The sequence below is a fragment of the Pseudooceanicola sp. NS-SX9 genome, assembly GCF_057380705.1.
The window spans coordinates 24,003-41,808 of the sequence record NZ_JBXXRN010000005.1 but is presented as its reverse complement, the minus strand read 5'-3'; the positions used below and the strand labels follow the sequence as shown (position 1 = coordinate 41,808).

Here is a 17,806-nt window from a genome sequence, read left to right as displayed (position 1 = left end):
ACGCCCGGTTCCCCCCGCCCGGGATCGGGTGGTCAGGGATAGTCCTCGCGGGTGAGGGGGCGCAGGAAGGTGGGGACGGCGCTGCGATGGGCGGCCAGGTTCATCCGGAACGCCTCGGCCATCCGCTCTGAGCGCGCGATGAACAGCGCCGCCGTCTGCGGTGGACACAGCGTGGTCACGGTATGGCGCAGCAGCGCCAGCCATCGGCGGAAATGGGCGTCCTCCAGCTCGGGGATGGCCTGGTGCTTGGGCATCGGCCGACCCGAGTAGCTGCGGGTGCCCAGCAGGGCCGAACTCCAGAACGCGGTGATCTTGTCGAGATGCTGCGGCCAGTGGTCTTCGGGGATCCGGGCCAGGAAGACGGGGCCGATCAGCGGGTCGCGACGCACCAGGGCGTAGAAATGGTGGACCACGCGCTGGATCATCGCCGCGTCCAGCCCCTCGGCCAGGGCGTCGTGCAGGCTGGGTTCGCCCAGCCGCGAGGTTGCGTCCGTCATGCGCCGACCTCGCGGATCACATAGCTGCAGCGGCGTGCGCCGCTGACGATGTGCTCGTCGCGCTCGACCGTCGTGCCGGCGCCCAGGGCGGACTGGAACACCGCCTGCTCGGACCGGCAAAAGCCCTGGCAGGCGCTGGCGGCGGCGCAGATCGGGCAGTGGTTCTCGATCAGGCGCAGCGTGCCGTCGCCGCCGTCCTCGACCCGGGCCATGTAGCCTTCGGCGCTGCGCAGCGCGGCCAGGGCCTCCAGCCGCGACCGGGTCCCGTCGCAGTCGGCCAGGGCGTCACGGTACTGGCGCAGCGTGCTGGCCTCGCGTTCGGCGATGATGCGCTCCAGCGCCTCGGGGCCCAGGACGCGGGCGATGCTGCCCAGAAGGTCGACGGTCAGCGCCGCATGGGTGTCGGGAAACCGCGCCTGGCCCTTCCCGGTCAGCGACCAGTGCACCGCCGGACGGCCGCGCCCGGCGCTGCGGCGCTCTTCGCTGACCAGCCCGTCCTCGTGCAGCTTCAGCAACTGCTGGCGGGCGGCCTCGGCGGTGATGCCATGGCGGCGTCCGATCGCGGCCGAAGTCAGCGCCCCATGCATCTTCAGCGTCATCAGCAGCCGGTCCGGCGCGGCGCGCGGCGACCGATCTTTTTCCAAGTCGTCGCTTGACATATTGGCTCCGATCTTTTTCAAAGTAATTGCTTTGTTAAATACCAAGGCGGTGCCCGGGGCGCAAGCACCCGCCCGCAAGGAGACCCCAAGATGACCTTTACCCTTCCCAACCTCGGCTATTCCCACGCCGCCCTGGCCGCCCGCGGCATGAGCCAGGAAACGCTGGAACTGCACCACGACAAGCATCATCAGGCCTATGTCACGGCGCTGAACGGCTTCGTCGAGGCCCAGCCCGACCTGCACGGCAAGACGCTGGAGCAGATCATTGCGCTGACCCATGGCGATGCGGCGCGTGCGGGCGTCTTCAACCAGGCGGGCCAGCACTGGAACCACATCCATTTCTGGAACGCGCTGTCGCCCAGCGGTGGCGGCATCCCCGGCACGCTTGAGACCCGCCTGACCGAGGCCTTCGGTTCGGTTGAGGGGTTCAAGGTGGCCTTCAAGGCGGCGGCGACGGGGCAGTTCGGCTCGGGCTGGGCCTGGCTGATCCAGAAGCCCGACGGCAGCCTGGCGGTGACCGCAACGGCGAACGGGGTCAATCCGCTGGCCACCGGCGAGGGCACGGCGCTGCTGGGGCTGGATGTCTGGGAACACAGCTATTACGTCGATTTCCGCAACCGTCGCCCCGATTACGTCAGCAATTTCCTGGACCGGCTGGCGAATTACGAATTCGCCGAGGCCAACCTGGGCTGATCGCCTAGGCCGAGGTCGAAAACCGGTCCCGATAGCCGCGTGGCGTCAGCGAGAACTTGCGGTTGAAGACCTTGCGCATCTGGTCATCCGAGGAAAACCCGACCCGGTGCGCGATGGTCTTGACCGGCAGGCCGGTTTCCAGAAGCAGCGTGGTGGCGCGTTCGCAGCGCGCGTTCATCACATAGTCCGACGGGTTTTGGCCGACGTCACGGGTGAACTGGCGCACGAAGTTGCGCTCGCTCATGCCGGCGCGTTGCGCCAGGTCCCCGGTCTGCAGCTTGCGGTCCAGGTTGGCATGGATCCAGGTCCGGATGTCGGCAATGCCGGCGCGGGCCTGGGACTGGCCGGTCAGCACGGCGCTGAACTGCGACTGCCCGCCCGGACGCTTGAGGTAGATCACCATGTCGCGCGCCACCGACAGCGCCAGGTCGCGGCCGAAATCCTGCTCGACGAAGGCCAGGGCCAGGTCGATGGCCGCCGTCACCCCGGCCGAGGTGTAAAGGTTGCCCTCGCGCAGGAAGATCGCATCGGCCTCGACGCGGACGTCCGGATAGCTTTGGCGCAGCCGTTCGGCGACGCTCCAGTGGGTGGTGGCGCGGCGCCCGTCCAGCAGCCCGGCCTCGGCCAGAAAGAAGGTGCCGGTGCACAGCGAGGCAAAGCGCGCCGTGCGTGCGGCGTGGCGGCGGCACCAGTCGACGATCTGCGGATGGGCCTGCAGCGCCGCCGCGATATCCAGCGCCCCGGCGATCATCACCGTGTCCTCGGGGTGGCAATCGGCCAGCGCCCGGCCGGCGGTCAGCGACAGGAAGCTTTCCGAGGGCACCGGCCCGGCCTCGGGGGCCACCAGCTCGACCTCGTAGCGGGCGGGGTGGGCTGCGGCGGCCAGCGCCCGGCTGGCGGCGGTAAAGACATTCACCGGGCCGACCGCCTCGAGGCATTTGAAGCCCGGGTAGATGACGATCTGGACCTTGCGACGCACCGGGTGGGATGCATCAGGCAGGGTGTCGGGGGGCGGGCAATCGGTCATGGCGGCTCGGCTTCGGGGCGGGGGACGCGATCTGGGGGTCACTTGTCCGGAAATGTCCGATCATCCCGATTGCGCCGAGGCCCGGGTTATAGGACTTCTGGGGGTGGTAAAAGGGGGTGTCGCCGCAGGGGGCACCGTCTTTGCAGAACGTGACCCGGGTCCCCATCCCGCCGCCCGCATCCCGGGCCAAGCGGCGGGGGTCCAAGGACAGACCGAAAGGAACTTCTCATGCGCACCCGTGCAGCCGTCGCCCTCGAGGCCGGCAAACCCCTTCAGATCATGGAAGTCGAACTGGACGGGCCGAAAGCCGGCGAAGTCCTGATCGAGATCAAGGCCACCGGCCTGTGCCACACCGACGAATTCACCCGTTCGGGCGCCGACCCGGAAGGGATCTTTCCCTGCATCCTGGGCCATGAAGGCGCCGGCGTGGTCATCGAGGTGGGCGCGGGCGTCACCACGCTGAAGCCCGGCGACCACGTGATCCCGCTCTACACGCCCGAGTGCCGCGAATGCGCCTCCTGCCTGTCGGGCAAGACCAACCTGTGCACCGCGATCCGCAACACCCAGGGCAAGGGCCTGATGCCCGATGGCACCACCCGCTTCCACATGCTGGATGGCACGCCGATCTACCACTACATGGGCTGCTCGACCTTCGCCAACCACACCGTCATGCCCGAGATCGCCCTGGCGAAGGTGCGTGAGGACGCGCCTTTCGACAAGATCTGCTACATCGGCTGCGGCGTCACCACCGGCATCGGCGCGGTGATCAACACCGCCGGAGTCGAGATCGGCTCGACCGCGGCGGTCTTCGGCCTGGGCGGCATCGGGCTGAACGTGATCCAGGGCCTGCGCATGGCAGGCGCCGACATGATCATCGGCGTCGATCTGAATGACGACAAGGCGGAGATGGCGAAGAAGTTCGGCATGACCCATTTCGTCAACCCCTCGAAGGTCGAGAACACGGTTCAGGCGATCGTCGATCTGACCAAGCGCGGCATCGACCAGATCGGCGGCGTGGACTACAGCTTTGACGCCACCGGCAACGTCAAGGTGATGCGCGACGCGCTGGAATGCTCGCACCGGGGCTGGGGTGTGTCGGTGATCATCGGCGTGGCACCTGCCGGGGCCGAGATTTCCACCCGTCCGTTCCAGCTGGTCACCGGCCGGGTCTGGAAGGGCACGGCCTTCGGTGGCGCCAAGGGCCGCACCGACGTGCCGAAATTCGTCGACTGGTACATGGATGGCAAGATCGAGATCGACCCGATGATCACCCACAAGCTGAAGCTTGAGGAGATCAACGAGGGCTTCGAACTGATGCATGCGGGCAAATCCATCCGCGCCGTCATCGAATACTGATCCCGCCCGGGACGACCCTGTCCCGCACCCGGCCCGCGTTCTGCGGGCCGGGCCGCTTTGACGTCGGACCGGCCTTCGCATGGGCCCGGGATCTTCCGGGCCGGGGCCATGCGTTCTGCCCGGCACGGCGGATGGCCTCCGCCTTGCACGGTGCGGGGATGCCATCCGCCGTGCCGGGCCTGAGGCGCCGGGCGGGCGCCCATCGAACCGGTGGGACAGGGTCCGGTCGGGGACGCGCGCCAAGCGCGGCCGGCAGGGCTGGTGCAGCGTCACATGCCGGGTTTGTTGTGCCCATCGAACCGGCGCGGCGGCCGCATCCCTGCGGCCCCTGCATTCATCCCCGCCCGCGCCGGGCCAGCCTGCGCGCAAACCGATCCCTCCGCAATGACCCGAAGGGGTCTATCGCGGCGGCCTCCCGGAAGGCTCGGCGGCAAGGCCGGCGCGGCCGTCAGGCTCTGCCAGCGGTCCTGCCTGCGAAACGTTCAGCCGGCGTAATCGCTGTCCGAGACCTTCTCCATCCAGGTCACGGCGGAGCCGTCGATGACTTCCTGGATCGCATGGTGGCTCATGGCGCAATCGGGGCTGGCGCCGTGCCAATGCTTCTCTCCGGCGGGGAACCAGACGACATCTCCGGCCGAGACCTCCTCCACCGGGCCGCCTTCGCGCTGGACGCGGCCGCGCCCGAAGGTGATCACGATGGTCTGCCCCGCAGGATGGGTGTGCCAGGCGGTGCGGGCGCCGGGTTCGAAGGTGACATGGGCGCCGCTGACCCGACCGGGGGCCTCGGCCTGGAACATCGGATCGACGCGGACGGTGCCGGTAAACCAGGCTTCGGGGCCCTTCATCGAGGGCGTGCTGCCTGAACGGGTGATCTTCATGGTCTGTCCTTTCCGCGCAAGCTGGCGCAGTTTCGTGAATGGCGGGGCATGCGCCGTGGCGCCGCCCGGGAAGCCCAGGCGGACCGGCATGGTCCCCTGCGGCCTCGGTTGCCTTCATGTCACCTTTTGGCGGCAAACCTTAAGGGCGGATACGGGTATTGCCGAGATGATCATGGATCATGAATGCGCGCCCTGATCGGTCGGTGGATCCGGGGCGACGGATCCGGTCAGTGCAGCGGCTTGGTTTCGGCGGCGAAGGGGCACGGGACCTGCCAGCCCGGCATGGGACAGGCCATGTCGCGGTGACCGATGGCCAGGGGGCCGTTGATGCCTGGACCTCCGGCGGGCGCGGCCGCTGTGCCAGCAGGGGTGCGATGGCAGGGCAGATGGCCTGAAGGATGGCGAACCGGATCTGACCCGCCAGGTGATCTTGGCCCACGATCATCGGCCCTTGGTTGCACAGCGGCGCGGCGAAGGCTGTGGGCAGAACGGGACGGGGCAGGCATTGGGTACCGCCATCCTGCGGGCTGGCCGGGCATCTGAAACAGGCGTTCGCCCGATCCGTTCCGGCCTGAAAACGGGCCCTCGGGTGCGGGCATCGCCGGGGCGCCCATCTTTGCCATGGGGCGGATGCGCCGCCCTGATTGTGCCCGTGCGGCGGTGGCGCTGGCCGCCCAGATTGCGGCCGGGGCGCCACCCTGGCCCGTCTGCAGATCGGCTGCGGGGCGATGGCGATCATCGGGGGATCGCGCAGCCGAAGGACGCGGCCGCCCATCTTGCCCCGCCGACAAAGGAGCAGGCCGGGGTGCAGATGGTCCGCGCCTGCAGGCTGGGTGCCACCGGCGAGGCCCCGGGCATCGCCCTTGCGGCGGCGCGGACCGGACTGCCGGCTGCGATCCCGGTCACGGTGGAAACCGATGGCATGCCGCCGGGTCAGGCGGTGAAGGCCCTGGCCGAAGGTGCCTCTCTGGTGGCGATCCCGGTGACTTGCGCCACCCCGATCACATCCGCCCGGGCGCAGGTCCTTTGGCCTCGGGGTGGGGCGGGGATGTGCAAGATCCGGCCCGACAGTCAGCGGGCCAGCCGTCAGCCGGTTTGGCCTGCAGCCGGGCAGCTCTGTCGGTCATCCGGCTTGGCGCCGTTTCGGACAGGCCTGTGCGCAGATGCCTGCAGGCAGGGCCTGCCGCGCAAACGGATGCGGAGCGCACCGCGCGCCCGGCTTTGGCGACGCTGCCGCAGGACGGTGATCGCCCGGCGCGAAACGGTGCTGCGCAGAAGGAAGACGGGGCCGATACGCTCTTTGCGGGCGGCATCGCCGGGGGATATGCGGTGCCTTCGGCCTGGGCCTGAAGCGGGCGGCATCGCCCGGCCGCCCATGGTTGTGCGGTGCGGGACCGCACGGCCAGGTGAGTGCCGGGCGGCGGTGCTCTGGATGAGGCCCCGGTGGCCGGTCCCGGTTCGCGGGGCAGCTGCTGCGGGCCGATGGGCGGGGGCTCGGGTCCGGGGGGCTTCGAGGACTGGCTGGATGCCCTGTTCGACCTTCAGGACCGTATCAGCCCGCCTGCAGGGGCGGTCCGGCTGCAACCGCGCGGGGCCAGGAACGCCTCGACAGCCGCCATGTTTCCGCCGGGCGCCCGGCCTTGCCGCATGTCCCCAGCCGCAGCTGCACCGGATCTGCTGCAGCGCAGGCGTTGCGGGGCCGTGGGCTGGCGATCCGACCGGATTGTGGCCCGGCGCCGGCCTGTCAGGCCTGGGGTCGGGCGTTGGGGCCTGCTTCATCCGGGCAGATGAACAGGCGCAGGATCACCGTCGCGTGCCATTGGGCCTGTGGTGCCGTCGATCCCGCGCCGATGCCGGGTGACCAACGGGGCGGCGGCGCCAGAAGCTGGAGGGGCCGTACTAGGGCCGGTCGGGGCTGATCCTTGCGGTACTGCGCGGTCGGCCGGCTGGCATTCGCCAGCGAGGCCCGTGCCGTCATCGCCGTGACCGGGAAGGGCCCGGCTTCTGGCCGAACCGGAGACGCCCGGTCCCCGGCTGGCGGCCCTGCGGCGCGCGCCCCGGATGGCCTGTGCCCCGGGGGAAGGGGTCAGGTCAGCCAGCTCTCGTCCAGTTCGATCGTGCTTCTGGTGTTGATCAGCAGGGCCAGCCGAACCGCCTGGGCGCCGCCGTCGCCATCGAGGTCAAGGGTCAGCGCCGCGTCCCGCACCCCGGAGCGCGCCAGCGCCAGCAATCCATCGTCCAGCGCCTGCGAAACGCTGAGGCCATTCGACTGCAGCAGCCCCGAAATCTGCAGCACATCCCCCGCCAGGATCGAGAAATCCGCCACCACGTCGCCACAGCCCGCCAGCGTGTCGAAGACGAACGTATCCGCGCCCAGCCCGCCGCGCAGCGTGTCGATGCCCAGCCCGCCGGTGATCACATCGTTGCCCAACCCGCCGTCAAGACTGTCGTTGCCGTCGCCGCCCAGCAGGGTGTCGTCTCCGGCATCGCCGAACAGCCGGTCGGCCTCGTTGCCGCCATCGAGCAGGTCATCGTCGGTGCCGCCGCGCAGCAGGTCAATGCCGTCGCCGCCGGTCAGCGTGTCGTCGCCCGCGCCGCCGGTCAGCTGGTCGTTGCCGATATCACCCTCCAGCAGATCCGCGCCGTTGTCGCCGAACAGGCGGTCATTGCCCGCCCCACCCAGCACCGTGTCGTCGCCGTTGCGGCCATAGAGGTTGTCATTGCCGTCTTCGCCGGTCAGGCTGTCATCACCGTCATCGCCCGACAGTAGGTCATCGCCCGCGCCGCCCGACAGCGTGTCGTCGCCCAAGCCCCCCAGCAGCCGGTCACGGCCGCCGCCGCCCGACAGGATGTCGCGGCCGGCGTCTCCGGTCAGGCTGTCGTCATGGGCGCCGCCGGTCAAGGTGTCGTCGCCGTCACCGCCCACCAGGGTGTTGCGGCCGTCGCCGCCGTCGATCAGGTCGTTGCCGGCCTCGCCCATCAGGATGTCGATGCCGTCGCCGCCCAGCAGCGTGTCGTTTCCGGCCCCGCCATAGGCGCGGTCATTGCCGGTGCCCGCGTCGATCACGTCATCGCCCGATCCGGCATAGATCATGTCGATGCCATCGCCGCCCATCAAGGTGTCGTCGCCAAGGCCTCCATACAGGCGGTCATTGCCCGCCTCGGCCTCGATCAGGTCATCGCCCGCGCCGCCATTGGCCAGGTCATTGCCCGATCCCGCGCGCATCACGTCATTGCCATCCTCGCCCAGCAGGCTGTCGATGCCCGATCCGCCCAGCAGCGTGTCATTGCCCGCGCCCCCGATCAGCGTGCCATTGCCGGATCCGCCATCAAGCCAGTCGTCGCCGCTTTCGCCGCGCAGCTGGTCCAGCCCCGCGCCGCCCAGCAGCGTGTCGTGGCCCGCGCCGCCGAACAGCTTGTCATTGCCCGCCTCGGCGTCGATCACGTCGTCGCCCGATCCGCCATAGGCCAGGTCGTTGCCATTGCCCGCCCGCAGGGAATCGTCGCCTTCGCCGCCCTGCAGGTTGTCGGTATTCGAGCCCCCGATCAGCGTGTCATTGCCTTCGCCGCCCGACTGGAAACTGTTGCCCGATCCGCCGTCCAGCACATCGTCGCCCGATCCGCCAAACAGCCGGTCGACGCCCGATCCGCCGCTCAGGCTGTCATTGCCCGCCCCGCCATAGCCCAGATCGTTGCCCGCGCCGCCATCGAACAGGTCGTTGCCGTCGCCGCCCTGACCGGTGTCGTTGCCCGATCCGCCGATCATCCGGTCGTCGCCCTCGTCGCCCATCAGGTTGTCGTTGGCGCTGCCGCCCAGCAGGGTATCGTTGCCCTCGCCCCCCGACAGCAGGCTGTTGTTGGCGCCGCCATCCAGCAGGTCATCGCCGGAATTGCCGTAAAGGCGGTCCAGCCCCATCCCGCCCAGCAGCGTGTCATTGCCCGATCCGCCATAGGCCAGGTCATTGCCCGCGCCGCCGTCGAACATGTCGTCACCCGACCCGCCGTCGCCCTGGTCATTGCCGATGCTGCCCATCAGCGTGTCGTTGCCCGCAAGCCCGCTGAGGCTGTCGTTGCCGGCATTGCCCTCGATCCGGTTGTCGGCGGCATTGCCCAGCACGGTGTCGTTGCCACGGCCGGTGCGGGCGTTCTCGATCCAGGTGGCGCTGCCGATGGTCAGGGCCTTGCCGTTGATCGTGCTGGTCTGGCCCGCGCCCAGATCCAGCAGGACCGAGCTGCGCAAGGCGCGCAGGTCCAGCGTGTCGCGCCCGCCATCGAGATCGCTCAGCAGGTAGCCTGCCAGCCAGTTCCGGATCACCGAGTCGTTGAAGTAATAGAGCGTGTCGATGCCTTCGGCCGTGTCCGGCGTGCCGGTACCGCCGCCATCGCCGGTGCCGCCCGATCCCGCGCCGGCCCCCGACAACAGGCCGGTCAGGTCGGTGCTGGCGCTGATCCCGCTCAGGAAGGCCAGGCGGATCGCGGTGCCGGCGCCGCTGCCATCGGCATCGACCATCAGATCAGCCCCGCCGGTGGCGCTGCGCAGCGACAGCACGCCCGCCGCGATCGCATCCGCCACCGCCGTGTCGCCGGTATAGCCGAGCGCCGTCAGCAGGCCCCCCAGGTCGATCCGGTCCTGGTCGCTGACCGACAGGTCGGTCACGGTGTCTCCGGCCTCGCTGAGGGCGGTGAAGACGAAGGCATCGGCACCGGCGCCGCCCGTTAGCGTATCGGCCCCCACGCCGCCGATCAGCGTGTCGTTGCCCGCCGCGCCCCCGATCACGTCATTGCCGCCCCCGCCCGAGATCAGGTTGTCGGCCGCATTGCCGCTGACGGTATCGTTGCCGGTTCCCAGGAAGGCGTTCTCGATCACCGTGCCGCGGGCGATGGACAGGACGTTGATCCGGCCGTCGACATCGGAATAGGTCTCGGCGTTCAGGTTCAGCCGCTGGGCGGCGCTGCGGCTGGCCAGGTTGATCGCATCGCTGCCGCCGTTGTCGATCAGGCAGACCGCCCAGCCCGACAGGGTCATGCCGGTCTGGCTGACATTGGCATTGTCGCCATAGACCGTGTTGCCGGTGTTGGTGGTCGTGGCCACGCCGTACAGGTTCTGGATCGCCACGATGTCAGCCAGCTGGGCCGTGGCGGTGAAGGCATAGCTGTTGGCGATGTTGGGGTTCTGCGTCTGGCTGAAATAGGACATCACCGACATCGACCAGCTGTCATTGGCAAAGACCGCCTGGGTGTTGAAATCGGCGGTGCCGTTGTAGTTGCCGGCATGGCCCAGGCCCAGGGCATGGCCGATCTCGTGGATATAGGTCTGCAGGTAGTAGTCGCCGTAGCCCTGCCAGCTGTCATGGACGTTGACGATCGAGGACACGATCTTGTCGCCGATCGTGGACGAGGTCGAATAGGCCCCCGATTGCGACGATCCGAAGGTGATGTCGGCCGAGCTGGCCTGCACGAAGGTCAGCCCCGTGGCCTGGCTCCAGACATCGAGGGCCTTCAGCGCCGTGGCCCTGGCCGTGGCGCCAAGCGCCGAGAGGTTCACCGTCAGCGTGCCGCCGGTCTGTACGTCGAAATGCCGGCTGCCATAGCCCATCGAGGCCCAGAACCCATTGGTCAGCTGATAGGCCGCCTGATCCACCGTATAGGTGGGCAGGACGGCGGAAAGCGTCGTGCTGCCGGTGCCTGTGGCGGCCAGGTTGGTCAGCCCGTGGCTGTCGTATCCGGTCTCGGAGGGGTTCAGGGTCTGGCACATCAGGCACATGGCGACACCTTTCGGGTCTGGGTCTGGGTCTGGGTCTGGGTCTGGGTCTGGGTCTGGGGAAACCGGGGTCGGGCGGCGGTTCAGAAGGGCAGGTCAGAGGCGCGGATCAGCTGGCGGGCATAGTCCTGCAGCATCGCCGCGCCCAACGGCTGGTCCAGGACCGAGAACGTCAGGACCGGCCCCTCGACCACCGATGCGGGACCGGTCTGCCAGCTCAGCTGGCCACGCAGGCCGGTGGCGGGGGCCTCGAGGTCACGGTAGCGGATCAGCCATTGCTCGGGGGCGGCGGCACCGGTTGCGGGCCGCACCTCGGTATCCGGTGCCCGTTCCGACAGGGCATGGGTCAGGGCGGCGCAAAGCGCCGGGTCGGCCGGGCAGTCGAACAGCACCTGGCGCACCGGCGTGCCCGCTTGGCCGGCACCGGCATCGGGCATCCAGACCAGCAGCGCGGCAGCGACCGGGGAAAACAGCAGGCAAAGGGACGATCTGGCAGGCATAGACGGAGAGTCCTTCGGTCAAGGGCTCCGGATTCTCCGGTCGGGCGTGCGTCCCTTGCAGGGTGGCCCGGGCCGGGTCTAAGCGAGAGTTATGGCCGAATTGAGACCGGGATGCGGCCAAGGCGCCTGATCGCGCGATGGCCCCAGATCCGGCTGCCGCCGGGTCGCCGGGTTGCACGGGCCAGCTTCGGCCGGCCTGGGGGGCCTACACGCTGCGCTGCCCGAGGCCATTCTGAGGGAGGCAAGCCTTTGCCTTTTATAGGGTTTGGCATCGCCGGGGGCGAAAGGCGGGCTGATCCGGGCCGTTTCGGCTGCCTTGGGAATGCGGCGATCCGCGCCCGGGCCGCAATGCGGCGCGCCGGGCGGCCCTGCGCGGCAGGATCCCTCGGATTTTCTGCATTTCACCCGGGGCAGTGCAGGCGCCTCAGCCAGGCGTGGATGCGGCGCCCGTCAGCCAGGCGCGGCTGGCCGTCAGGATCTCGTCCGAAAGCGCGGGGTCCTCGCTCAGCCGGGCCAGGGTCATGGCGCCGACCATCGTCGCCCAAAGGCCGATGGCAGCCGCGCGGCGGTCTGTTTCGGTGGCGCCGGGGGCGATCCGGGTGATGGCCTCCAGCTGGCGTTTCAGCCCCTCGGTCATCTCGGTACGGACCGGGCCGGTCTGGCGCGGCGCCTCGGTGGCCAGTGCCACCATCGGGCAGCCACGCCCGGCATCGTCGCGATGCGCGGCCGACAGATAGCCCGCAACGAAGCTGTCCAGATCGCCGGGCGGCGCCATCTGTGGGCCCAGGGCCGCGCCCAGGGCCTCGGCGATCAGATGATCCTTGTTCTTGAAATAGCCATAGAATCCGCCGTGGGTCAGCCCTGCCGCCTGCATCACCTCGGTCACCGTGACCGCATCAAAGCCCCGGGCGCGGAACAGGTGCCCCGCGGCCTCAAGGATCTTCGCCCTGTTCTGTGCAACCTGGTCCTTGCTGACGCGCATGACGGCCCCCCGTTATTTCGTTTGACTTTATACATGATGGCTATCATCTTTCAATACATGATGGTCATCATGAATAAATGGAGCCCCGCATGACCCCTGAAACGACAGTACTTGTCACCGGCGCCTCGACCGGCATCGGTGCGACCTATGCCCGACGGTTTGCCGAGCGCGGCCATGACCTGGTGCTGGTGGCGCGCAATCTGGACCGTCTGCAGGCCCTGGCTGCGCGGCTGCGGGCCGAGACCGGCGTCGCGGTCGAGGTCCTGCCGGCCGATCTGACCGCAGAGGCCGACCTGGCCCGGATCGAGACCCGCCTGCGCGAAGACCCCCGGATCGGCCTGCTGGTCAACAATGCCGGGACGGCGATCCCGGGCGGTTTCACCGGGCATGATCCGGCGGATCTGAACCGTCTTCTGGCGCTGAATGTCACGGCAGTGGCGCGGCTGGCCCATGCGATCGCGCCGCGCCTGGTGGCTGCGGGGGGCGGGGCGATCATCAACATCTCCTCGGTGATCGGGCTGGCGCCGGAATTCGGGGCCAGCCTTTACGGCGCGACGAAATCCTTCGTGCTGTTCCTGTCGCAGGCGCTCCATGCCGAGCTGGGCGCCCGCGGCGTCTATGTCCAGGCCGTGGTGCCGGCGGCAACCCGGACCGAGATCTGGCAGCACAGCGGTCACGACGTGTCGCAGATGGCGGGCGTGATGGAGGTCGAGGCGCTGGTCGATGCCGCGCTGGTGGGCTTTGATCGCCGCGAGGCCGTGACGATCCCGGCCCTGCCCGACGCGGCCCAGTGGCAGGCCGCCGAAGCGGCCCGCCAGGCCATGCTGCCGAATTTCGCGCAGGCGCAGCCCGCCGCGCGCTACCTTCAGCCGGCCTGAGCCGCCCGGCCGGGCGGATTGGGGCTCAGAACGACAGGCCCGCCATCACGCCCAGGATGAAGCCATCCCTGGGGGTGGCGGCATTGTCGGAGGACTGCGAGCTGTCGGGGTTGATGATGTACTGCACCGAGGGTTCCAGGATCAGATGCGGGTTGACCTGGATCGTGGTGTCCCACGACAGCCGCCACTGATCTGCTGAGGTCAGCGCATCCTCACCGCCAAGGGCCACGCGCTGTACCCGCTGCGCCTCCAGCGTGGCAGCATTGATCCGCGCATAGACCACCTTGAGCGAGCTTTGCGCCACCTTCCAGCCCGCCGGGCTGGTCCAGGGATCAACCAGGCTGAGCCCCAGGCTGGCGGCCCAGCCGATCGGCTGGGCGGCGTCGAAATCGCGGCCCAGCGTGCCGAACAGCGCCAGGCTTTCGCCGCCCGCCCCGCCCGAGGCCCGGGACCACAGCGTGGTGCGCCCCTTGAACTGCGCACCGGCGCTGCCGGTATGGGGGGCGCCGGTGGCGCTGTTGGTGACCTCGGTATCGGCATACCATCCGGTCAGGCTCCAGATCGTGCCGTTGACGGGGGCGCCGGGGCCCTCGCCATGGGCGATGCTGGCCATGGTCAGCGTGCCCGCATCGCCCGCCGTGCTGAAGGCATTCCAGCCGTGATCGGCGATCAGGGCGCTGTAGTCGCGCAGTTGTTGCACCCCCAGGCTGTAGGTCAGCCCGTTGCCGTCCCGGTAACGTCCGATCAGCGCCAGGCTGCCGACGCTGGCGTCGGGCAGGGTGCTGTCCCATTTGACCAGCGGATCCGAGCACAGCAGGTCGATGCCGCAGACATTGGCAAAGAAGCTGCGCTGCAGGTTGGTCTTGCCGAATTCCAGCGACAGCCGGTCGTCCATCCAGCTGTGCTCGATCGTCAGCATCGACAGCCAAGGCACCGCGTCGCGGTTGTGCGGCGGATACTGGTCGCCGCCCAGGTAGCTGCCGGCGTAGCTGGAGAAGAATTCGTTGTCGGTGTTGGGGTAGTTGAAGGGGAAATAGCCGATTTCGGCGTTGATGCGGGTGTTCTGCCAATGCGCCAGGCGGTCCATGTCCAGCTGGAAACCACTGATGAATTGGGCGCCTGCGCCGGTCTTGCCGGTTTCGACGCCGCCGCTGGCGGTGCTGAAGACACCGCCCGCCACGAAGCCATGATAGCTGATCCCGAGCGCCGCAAGGCGCGCGGAAAGGCTGTCTGTATCGTCGCCCGGGGCGGCGGGATCGGCCAGCGCCGCCCCGGCCGTCAGCCCGATGCTCAGCCCCGCGCTGAGCAGCAGGGGCGCTTTCGCCAGAGGGCGAAAGCGGTACGGATCCTTTGTCATGTGGAGTGCCTCAGTTGCCCGCGGCGCTCAGCCAGGGAGAGCGACCGCCGGGCGCGCCCAGGTTCACCAGCAGCTGCATGCCCTGCATCTTGTCATCATAGACCCGCACAAGCTGCATGGTGGCGCCGGTTGCGGGCATGGCGGTCAGGCTGGGGATCTCGGGCGGGTCGCCCTTCATCTGGGCCTGCAGCATCTTGGCATAGGGCGCCAGGATCTGGTCGGGCACGAAGGCCGACAGGGTGGGATCGGTCACCACATAGGGCTGGGCGGTGCCGTCCACCATGCCCATGGCCACCACGACGCCCTGCGCCTCGTCGATGATCGGCACCCGGGCCTGGCTGTCGGTGGGGCGTTGCGGGGGGATGCCGCAGGGAATGGGAACCGAGCCATTGGCATTGACCTGATAGGCCTTGCCGGTCCGGGGCTGGCTGTCGCCGCCGCCGACCTCCTTGGCGACCTCGGCATGTTCCTCGACCACCTTGCCGTTCTCCATCAGCACGCAGTCGTCGGTGGCGCCGATCCCGGCATCGACGGCCGTGTCAAAGATCGACCGGCCGACCTGTTCCAGCAGCGCGCGCGGGGGCAGGCGGTCGGCGGCGACGGGCTGGGTCCATTCCTCGGGCAGGTTGGCGGCCCCTTCGGGGCCGAACTGGAAGCCGCCCTGGCTGCGCGAGCGGTTCTCGAACAGCTCCAGTTCGGTGATCTTGCGGTCTTCGACACGCAGCCGGCCATAGACGAAGGCGGCATGGGGGCCCTCGCTGACCGAGGCCTCGAAGAAGGCCTGGCCGGACACCGGATCCAGCGCTATGTAGTGGTTGTTGACGGCGGTGGCGGTCTGCCAGATCGTCATCATCGGCAGGGCCGCGGGCACGGAATTCTCGGTCGCACGATAGTGCCGGGCCAGCGGGATCTGCATCGGATCGCCCGCCGCGATGGAGGCGATGACCGTCTCTGTCAGCTCGCCCATACAGGCCCGGTCACAGGCCTGGGGGGACGCGGCCGCCGCCGCGGAAGCCGAGCAGGCAAGCGCCATCATTGCCGGAAGCAAGCCCGGCATCATCTTATTTTGCATGAATAATCCTCCCTAAGTGTCAGGCCTTCCTCCCAGAGGGCCTGACTGGTTAAGTGTCCAATTAGAGAGGGGCCCTGGCAAGATGGATCTTGCCGGCGGAGCGGCCTTATTGCCGATGCCATGCATCGGCGGGGCGGATAGGCTCGGGGGGGCAGCGGCCGTGGCATCGGCGGGACAGGCGACAGGGCGGGCCTTGGGGGCCCGCCCTGTCGGAATGGATGTCGGATGCGGCGCGCCCTGGGGCGGCAGGGTCAGCCCGCCTTGTAGCGCCGGGCGATGACCGAGCTGCCCAGGCTGGTCAGCACCACGGTGACGATCAGCAGCAGGAAGGCCAGAGCCGCCCCGAAAGGCCAGTTCGAGGCCCGGGCGAACTGGTCGTAGACCGCCGGCGCCATCATCTGGAACTGCGGCCCGCCCAGCAGCAGCGGCGTCGCATAGGCATTCATGCACAGGATGAAGACCAGCGTCGCCCCGGCCAGAACGCCCGGCAGCGACAGCGGCATCAGCACCCGCAGGAAGGTCGTGCCGGGCCGTGCGCCAAGGTTGGCGGCGGCGTCCTCGACCTGGCGGGGGATGCTCTCGATCACCGAGGCCAGGGTCAGCACCATGTAGGGCAGCACGATCCCCACCGTGGCGAAGATCACGGCGCCGGGCGTATAGAGCAGCCTGAGCGGCGTCTGGATCAGCCCCAGCCCGTGCAGGCTGGCATTGATCAGCCCTTCCGAACTGAGCAGCGCCATGTACCCGGCCGAGCGCACCACCCCCCCCACCAGCAGCGGGAACATCGTCAGGATGGTCAGCTTGCTCTTCCAGCGGCTTTCCATGCGCGCCAGCCAGTAGGCGGGCCCATAGGCCAGAAGCGTGGTGATCAGCGTGCAACTCAGCGCCACGACGACGGTCGTCAGCAGGATCTTCTGGTAATAGGGATCAGCCACGGCGCGGGTGTAGTTGTCCAGCGTCACGGCCTGCCGCATCAGGTAAAGCGGATCGAAGCTGTTGAACGAATAGCGCAGCATCAGCAGCATCGGTGCGCCCAGCAGCGCCAGCACCAGAAGGCCTGCGGGAAGAACAAGTTTCGCCATGGCTCAGCCCTTGAGGATGCGGTTCCAGGTGTCCAGCAGGCTGGCCTGGTTTTCCATGATGAAGTCGAGGTCCGGCGTCCACAGACGGTTCTGCTCGGCCTCCGAGAAGCCGATGACGGCCTCCAGCTCGGGGCTGATCTTTGCGGATTTGACGGTGGGCAGATAGCCCATCTTCTCGGCGAAGGCGACCTGGGCGGCGGGGGTCAGCAGGGCGTTCATATAGGCCAGCCCCGCCTCGGGATGGCGGGCGTTCTTCGGCACGCCGGCTTCGTAGACGGCGGGAAAGGCGCCTTCCTCGGGGACGCACCAGGCCAGGTCGATGCCGCTTTTCTGCCAGCTGTAGCCGCGCGCGGCGGAAATGATGGTCAGCCAGATGTCGCCCGATGCCAGCGCCTGCCCGACCGCCTCGGTCGAGGGCAGCAGCTTGGCTTCCAGCGCCTTCCAGCCCTCGACGCCCTTCTCGGCATTGGCATAATTGTCGACGGTGCCGCCATTGGCCACGGCGGCATAGGCCATGTTCGAGGTATAGAGGAAATCGCTCAGCCCGATCTTGCCCTTGTAGGCGGGATCCCACAGCGCCTGCACCGAGGTCGGCGGCGTTTTCACCAGATCCTTGCGGTAGACGATGACATGGGCCGAATAGATCAGCGGCACCGAGGTCTTTTTCTTCAGGAAAGGCAGGATGGTGTCGTAATTGGGCACATTGCCGGCATCAAGCGTTTCCAGCGCGCCGACGCGGGCGGCGGCATGCATGTCGAAATCGGCCAGCAGGGCGGCATCCATGCTGCCGCGGCGCTGCGTGCGTTCGGTGATCAGCTTGGTCCGGCGCGGCACCGGCCCCGAGACCTCCTGCAGCACGTTGTAGCCCTGCGGCACCAGCAGCGCCTCGTCGACATTGGCCTTCAGCAGATCGCCGAAGGTGCCGCCCCAGGTGCCGACGACCAGCTCCTTGGACTGGGCAAGGGCGGGGCGGGCCAGCAGGGCCGAGGCCCCGGCGGCAGAGGTTGCGGCCAGGAACTGGCGGCGGGAAAGGTGGGTCATGGGATACTCCTGTCGGGATGGGT

At 68.6% G+C, this 17,806-nt stretch carries 14 protein-coding genes; 3 read left to right on the top strand and 11 right to left on the bottom strand.

Going from position 1 to position 17,806, the window contains the following annotated elements:
* Window positions 1-32 precede the first annotated feature (32 nt).
* Window positions 33-497, bottom strand: coding sequence for a group III truncated hemoglobin (locus AC2ITM_RS21235; RefSeq protein WP_486470381.1), 465 nt, complete (start codon window positions 495-497; stop codon window positions 33-35).
* Window positions 494-1,156, bottom strand: a complete 663-nt coding sequence (locus AC2ITM_RS21230; RefSeq protein ID WP_486470380.1) for a helix-turn-helix transcriptional regulator — start codon at window positions 1,154-1,156, stop codon at window positions 494-496. The genes AC2ITM_RS21235 and AC2ITM_RS21230 overlap by 4 nt, the downstream gene beginning before the upstream one ends.
* A 90-nt stretch (window positions 1,157-1,246) precedes the next feature.
* Between AC2ITM_RS21230 and AC2ITM_RS21225 the strand changes: the two genes are divergently transcribed.
* Window positions 1,247-1,849 carry a superoxide dismutase gene (locus tag AC2ITM_RS21225; protein ID WP_486470379.1) on the top strand — a complete coding sequence of 201 codons (603 nt, stop codon included), beginning with the start codon at window positions 1,247-1,249 and terminating at the stop codon, window positions 1,847-1,849.
* Window positions 1,850-1,853: 4 nt separating this feature from the next.
* Here AC2ITM_RS21225 and AC2ITM_RS21220 read toward each other — a convergent pair whose 3' ends face one another.
* Window positions 1,854-2,876 carry a GlxA family transcriptional regulator gene (locus AC2ITM_RS21220; RefSeq protein WP_486470378.1) on the bottom strand — a complete coding sequence of 341 codons (1,023 nt, stop codon included), beginning with the start codon at window positions 2,874-2,876 and terminating at the stop codon, window positions 1,854-1,856.
* Between the two features lie 228 nt (window positions 2,877-3,104).
* Here AC2ITM_RS21220 and AC2ITM_RS21215 point away from each other — a divergent pair, with 228 nt between their 5' ends.
* A complete protein-coding gene (locus tag AC2ITM_RS21215; protein WP_486470377.1) occupies window positions 3,105-4,232 on the top strand; it encodes an S-(hydroxymethyl)glutathione dehydrogenase/class III alcohol dehydrogenase in 1,128 nt (375 codons plus the stop codon).
* A gap of 482 nt (window positions 4,233-4,714) precedes the next feature.
* Here AC2ITM_RS21215 and AC2ITM_RS21210 read toward each other — a convergent pair whose 3' ends face one another.
* The 4 genes from AC2ITM_RS21210 to AC2ITM_RS21195 form a co-directional block, all read right to left on the bottom strand.
* Window positions 4,715-5,110 carry a (R)-mandelonitrile lyase gene (locus AC2ITM_RS21210; protein WP_486470376.1) on the bottom strand — a complete coding sequence of 132 codons (396 nt, stop codon included), beginning with the start codon at window positions 5,108-5,110 and terminating at the stop codon, window positions 4,715-4,717.
* Between the two features lie 2,086 nt (window positions 5,111-7,196).
* Window positions 7,197-10,874, bottom strand: coding sequence for a M10 family metallopeptidase (locus tag AC2ITM_RS21205; protein ID WP_486470375.1), 3,678 nt, complete (start codon window positions 10,872-10,874; stop codon window positions 7,197-7,199).
* 80 nt (window positions 10,875-10,954) lie between these two features.
* Window positions 10,955-11,371 carry a hypothetical protein gene (locus tag AC2ITM_RS21200; RefSeq protein WP_486470374.1) on the bottom strand — a complete coding sequence of 139 codons (417 nt, stop codon included), beginning with the start codon at window positions 11,369-11,371 and terminating at the stop codon, window positions 10,955-10,957.
* Between the two features lie 424 nt (window positions 11,372-11,795).
* Window positions 11,796-12,353 carry a TetR/AcrR family transcriptional regulator gene (locus AC2ITM_RS21195; RefSeq protein ID WP_486470373.1) on the bottom strand — a complete coding sequence of 186 codons (558 nt, stop codon included), beginning with the start codon at window positions 12,351-12,353 and terminating at the stop codon, window positions 11,796-11,798.
* 89 nt (window positions 12,354-12,442) lie between these two features.
* On the opposite strand from AC2ITM_RS21195, the gene AC2ITM_RS21190 reads away from it, so the two are divergent.
* Window positions 12,443-13,231, top strand: a complete 789-nt coding sequence (locus AC2ITM_RS21190; protein WP_486470372.1) for an SDR family NAD(P)-dependent oxidoreductase — start codon at window positions 12,443-12,445, stop codon at window positions 13,229-13,231.
* Window positions 13,232-13,256: 25 nt separating this feature from the next.
* Here the strand turns inward: AC2ITM_RS21190 and AC2ITM_RS21185 are convergent, their stop codons facing one another.
* From AC2ITM_RS21185 to AC2ITM_RS21170, 4 genes are all read right to left on the bottom strand, one after another.
* Complete coding sequence (locus AC2ITM_RS21185) at window positions 13,257-14,588, bottom strand: carbohydrate porin (RefSeq protein WP_486470371.1); 1,332 nt, start codon at window positions 14,586-14,588, stop codon at window positions 13,257-13,259.
* A 10-nt stretch (window positions 14,589-14,598) separates the two neighbouring features.
* Complete coding sequence (locus AC2ITM_RS21180) at window positions 14,599-15,555, bottom strand: hypothetical protein (RefSeq protein WP_486470370.1); 957 nt, start codon at window positions 15,553-15,555, stop codon at window positions 14,599-14,601.
* 356 nt (window positions 15,556-15,911) lie between these two features.
* Window positions 15,912-16,742 carry an ABC transporter permease gene (locus AC2ITM_RS21175; protein WP_486470369.1) on the bottom strand — a complete coding sequence of 277 codons (831 nt, stop codon included), beginning with the start codon at window positions 16,740-16,742 and terminating at the stop codon, window positions 15,912-15,914.
* A gap of 3 nt (window positions 16,743-16,745) precedes the next feature.
* Entirely contained in the window at window positions 16,746-17,783 is a 1,038-nt protein-coding gene (locus tag AC2ITM_RS21170) for an extracellular solute-binding protein (RefSeq protein WP_486470368.1), read from the bottom strand.
* Window positions 17,784-17,806: the final 23 nt, after the last annotated feature.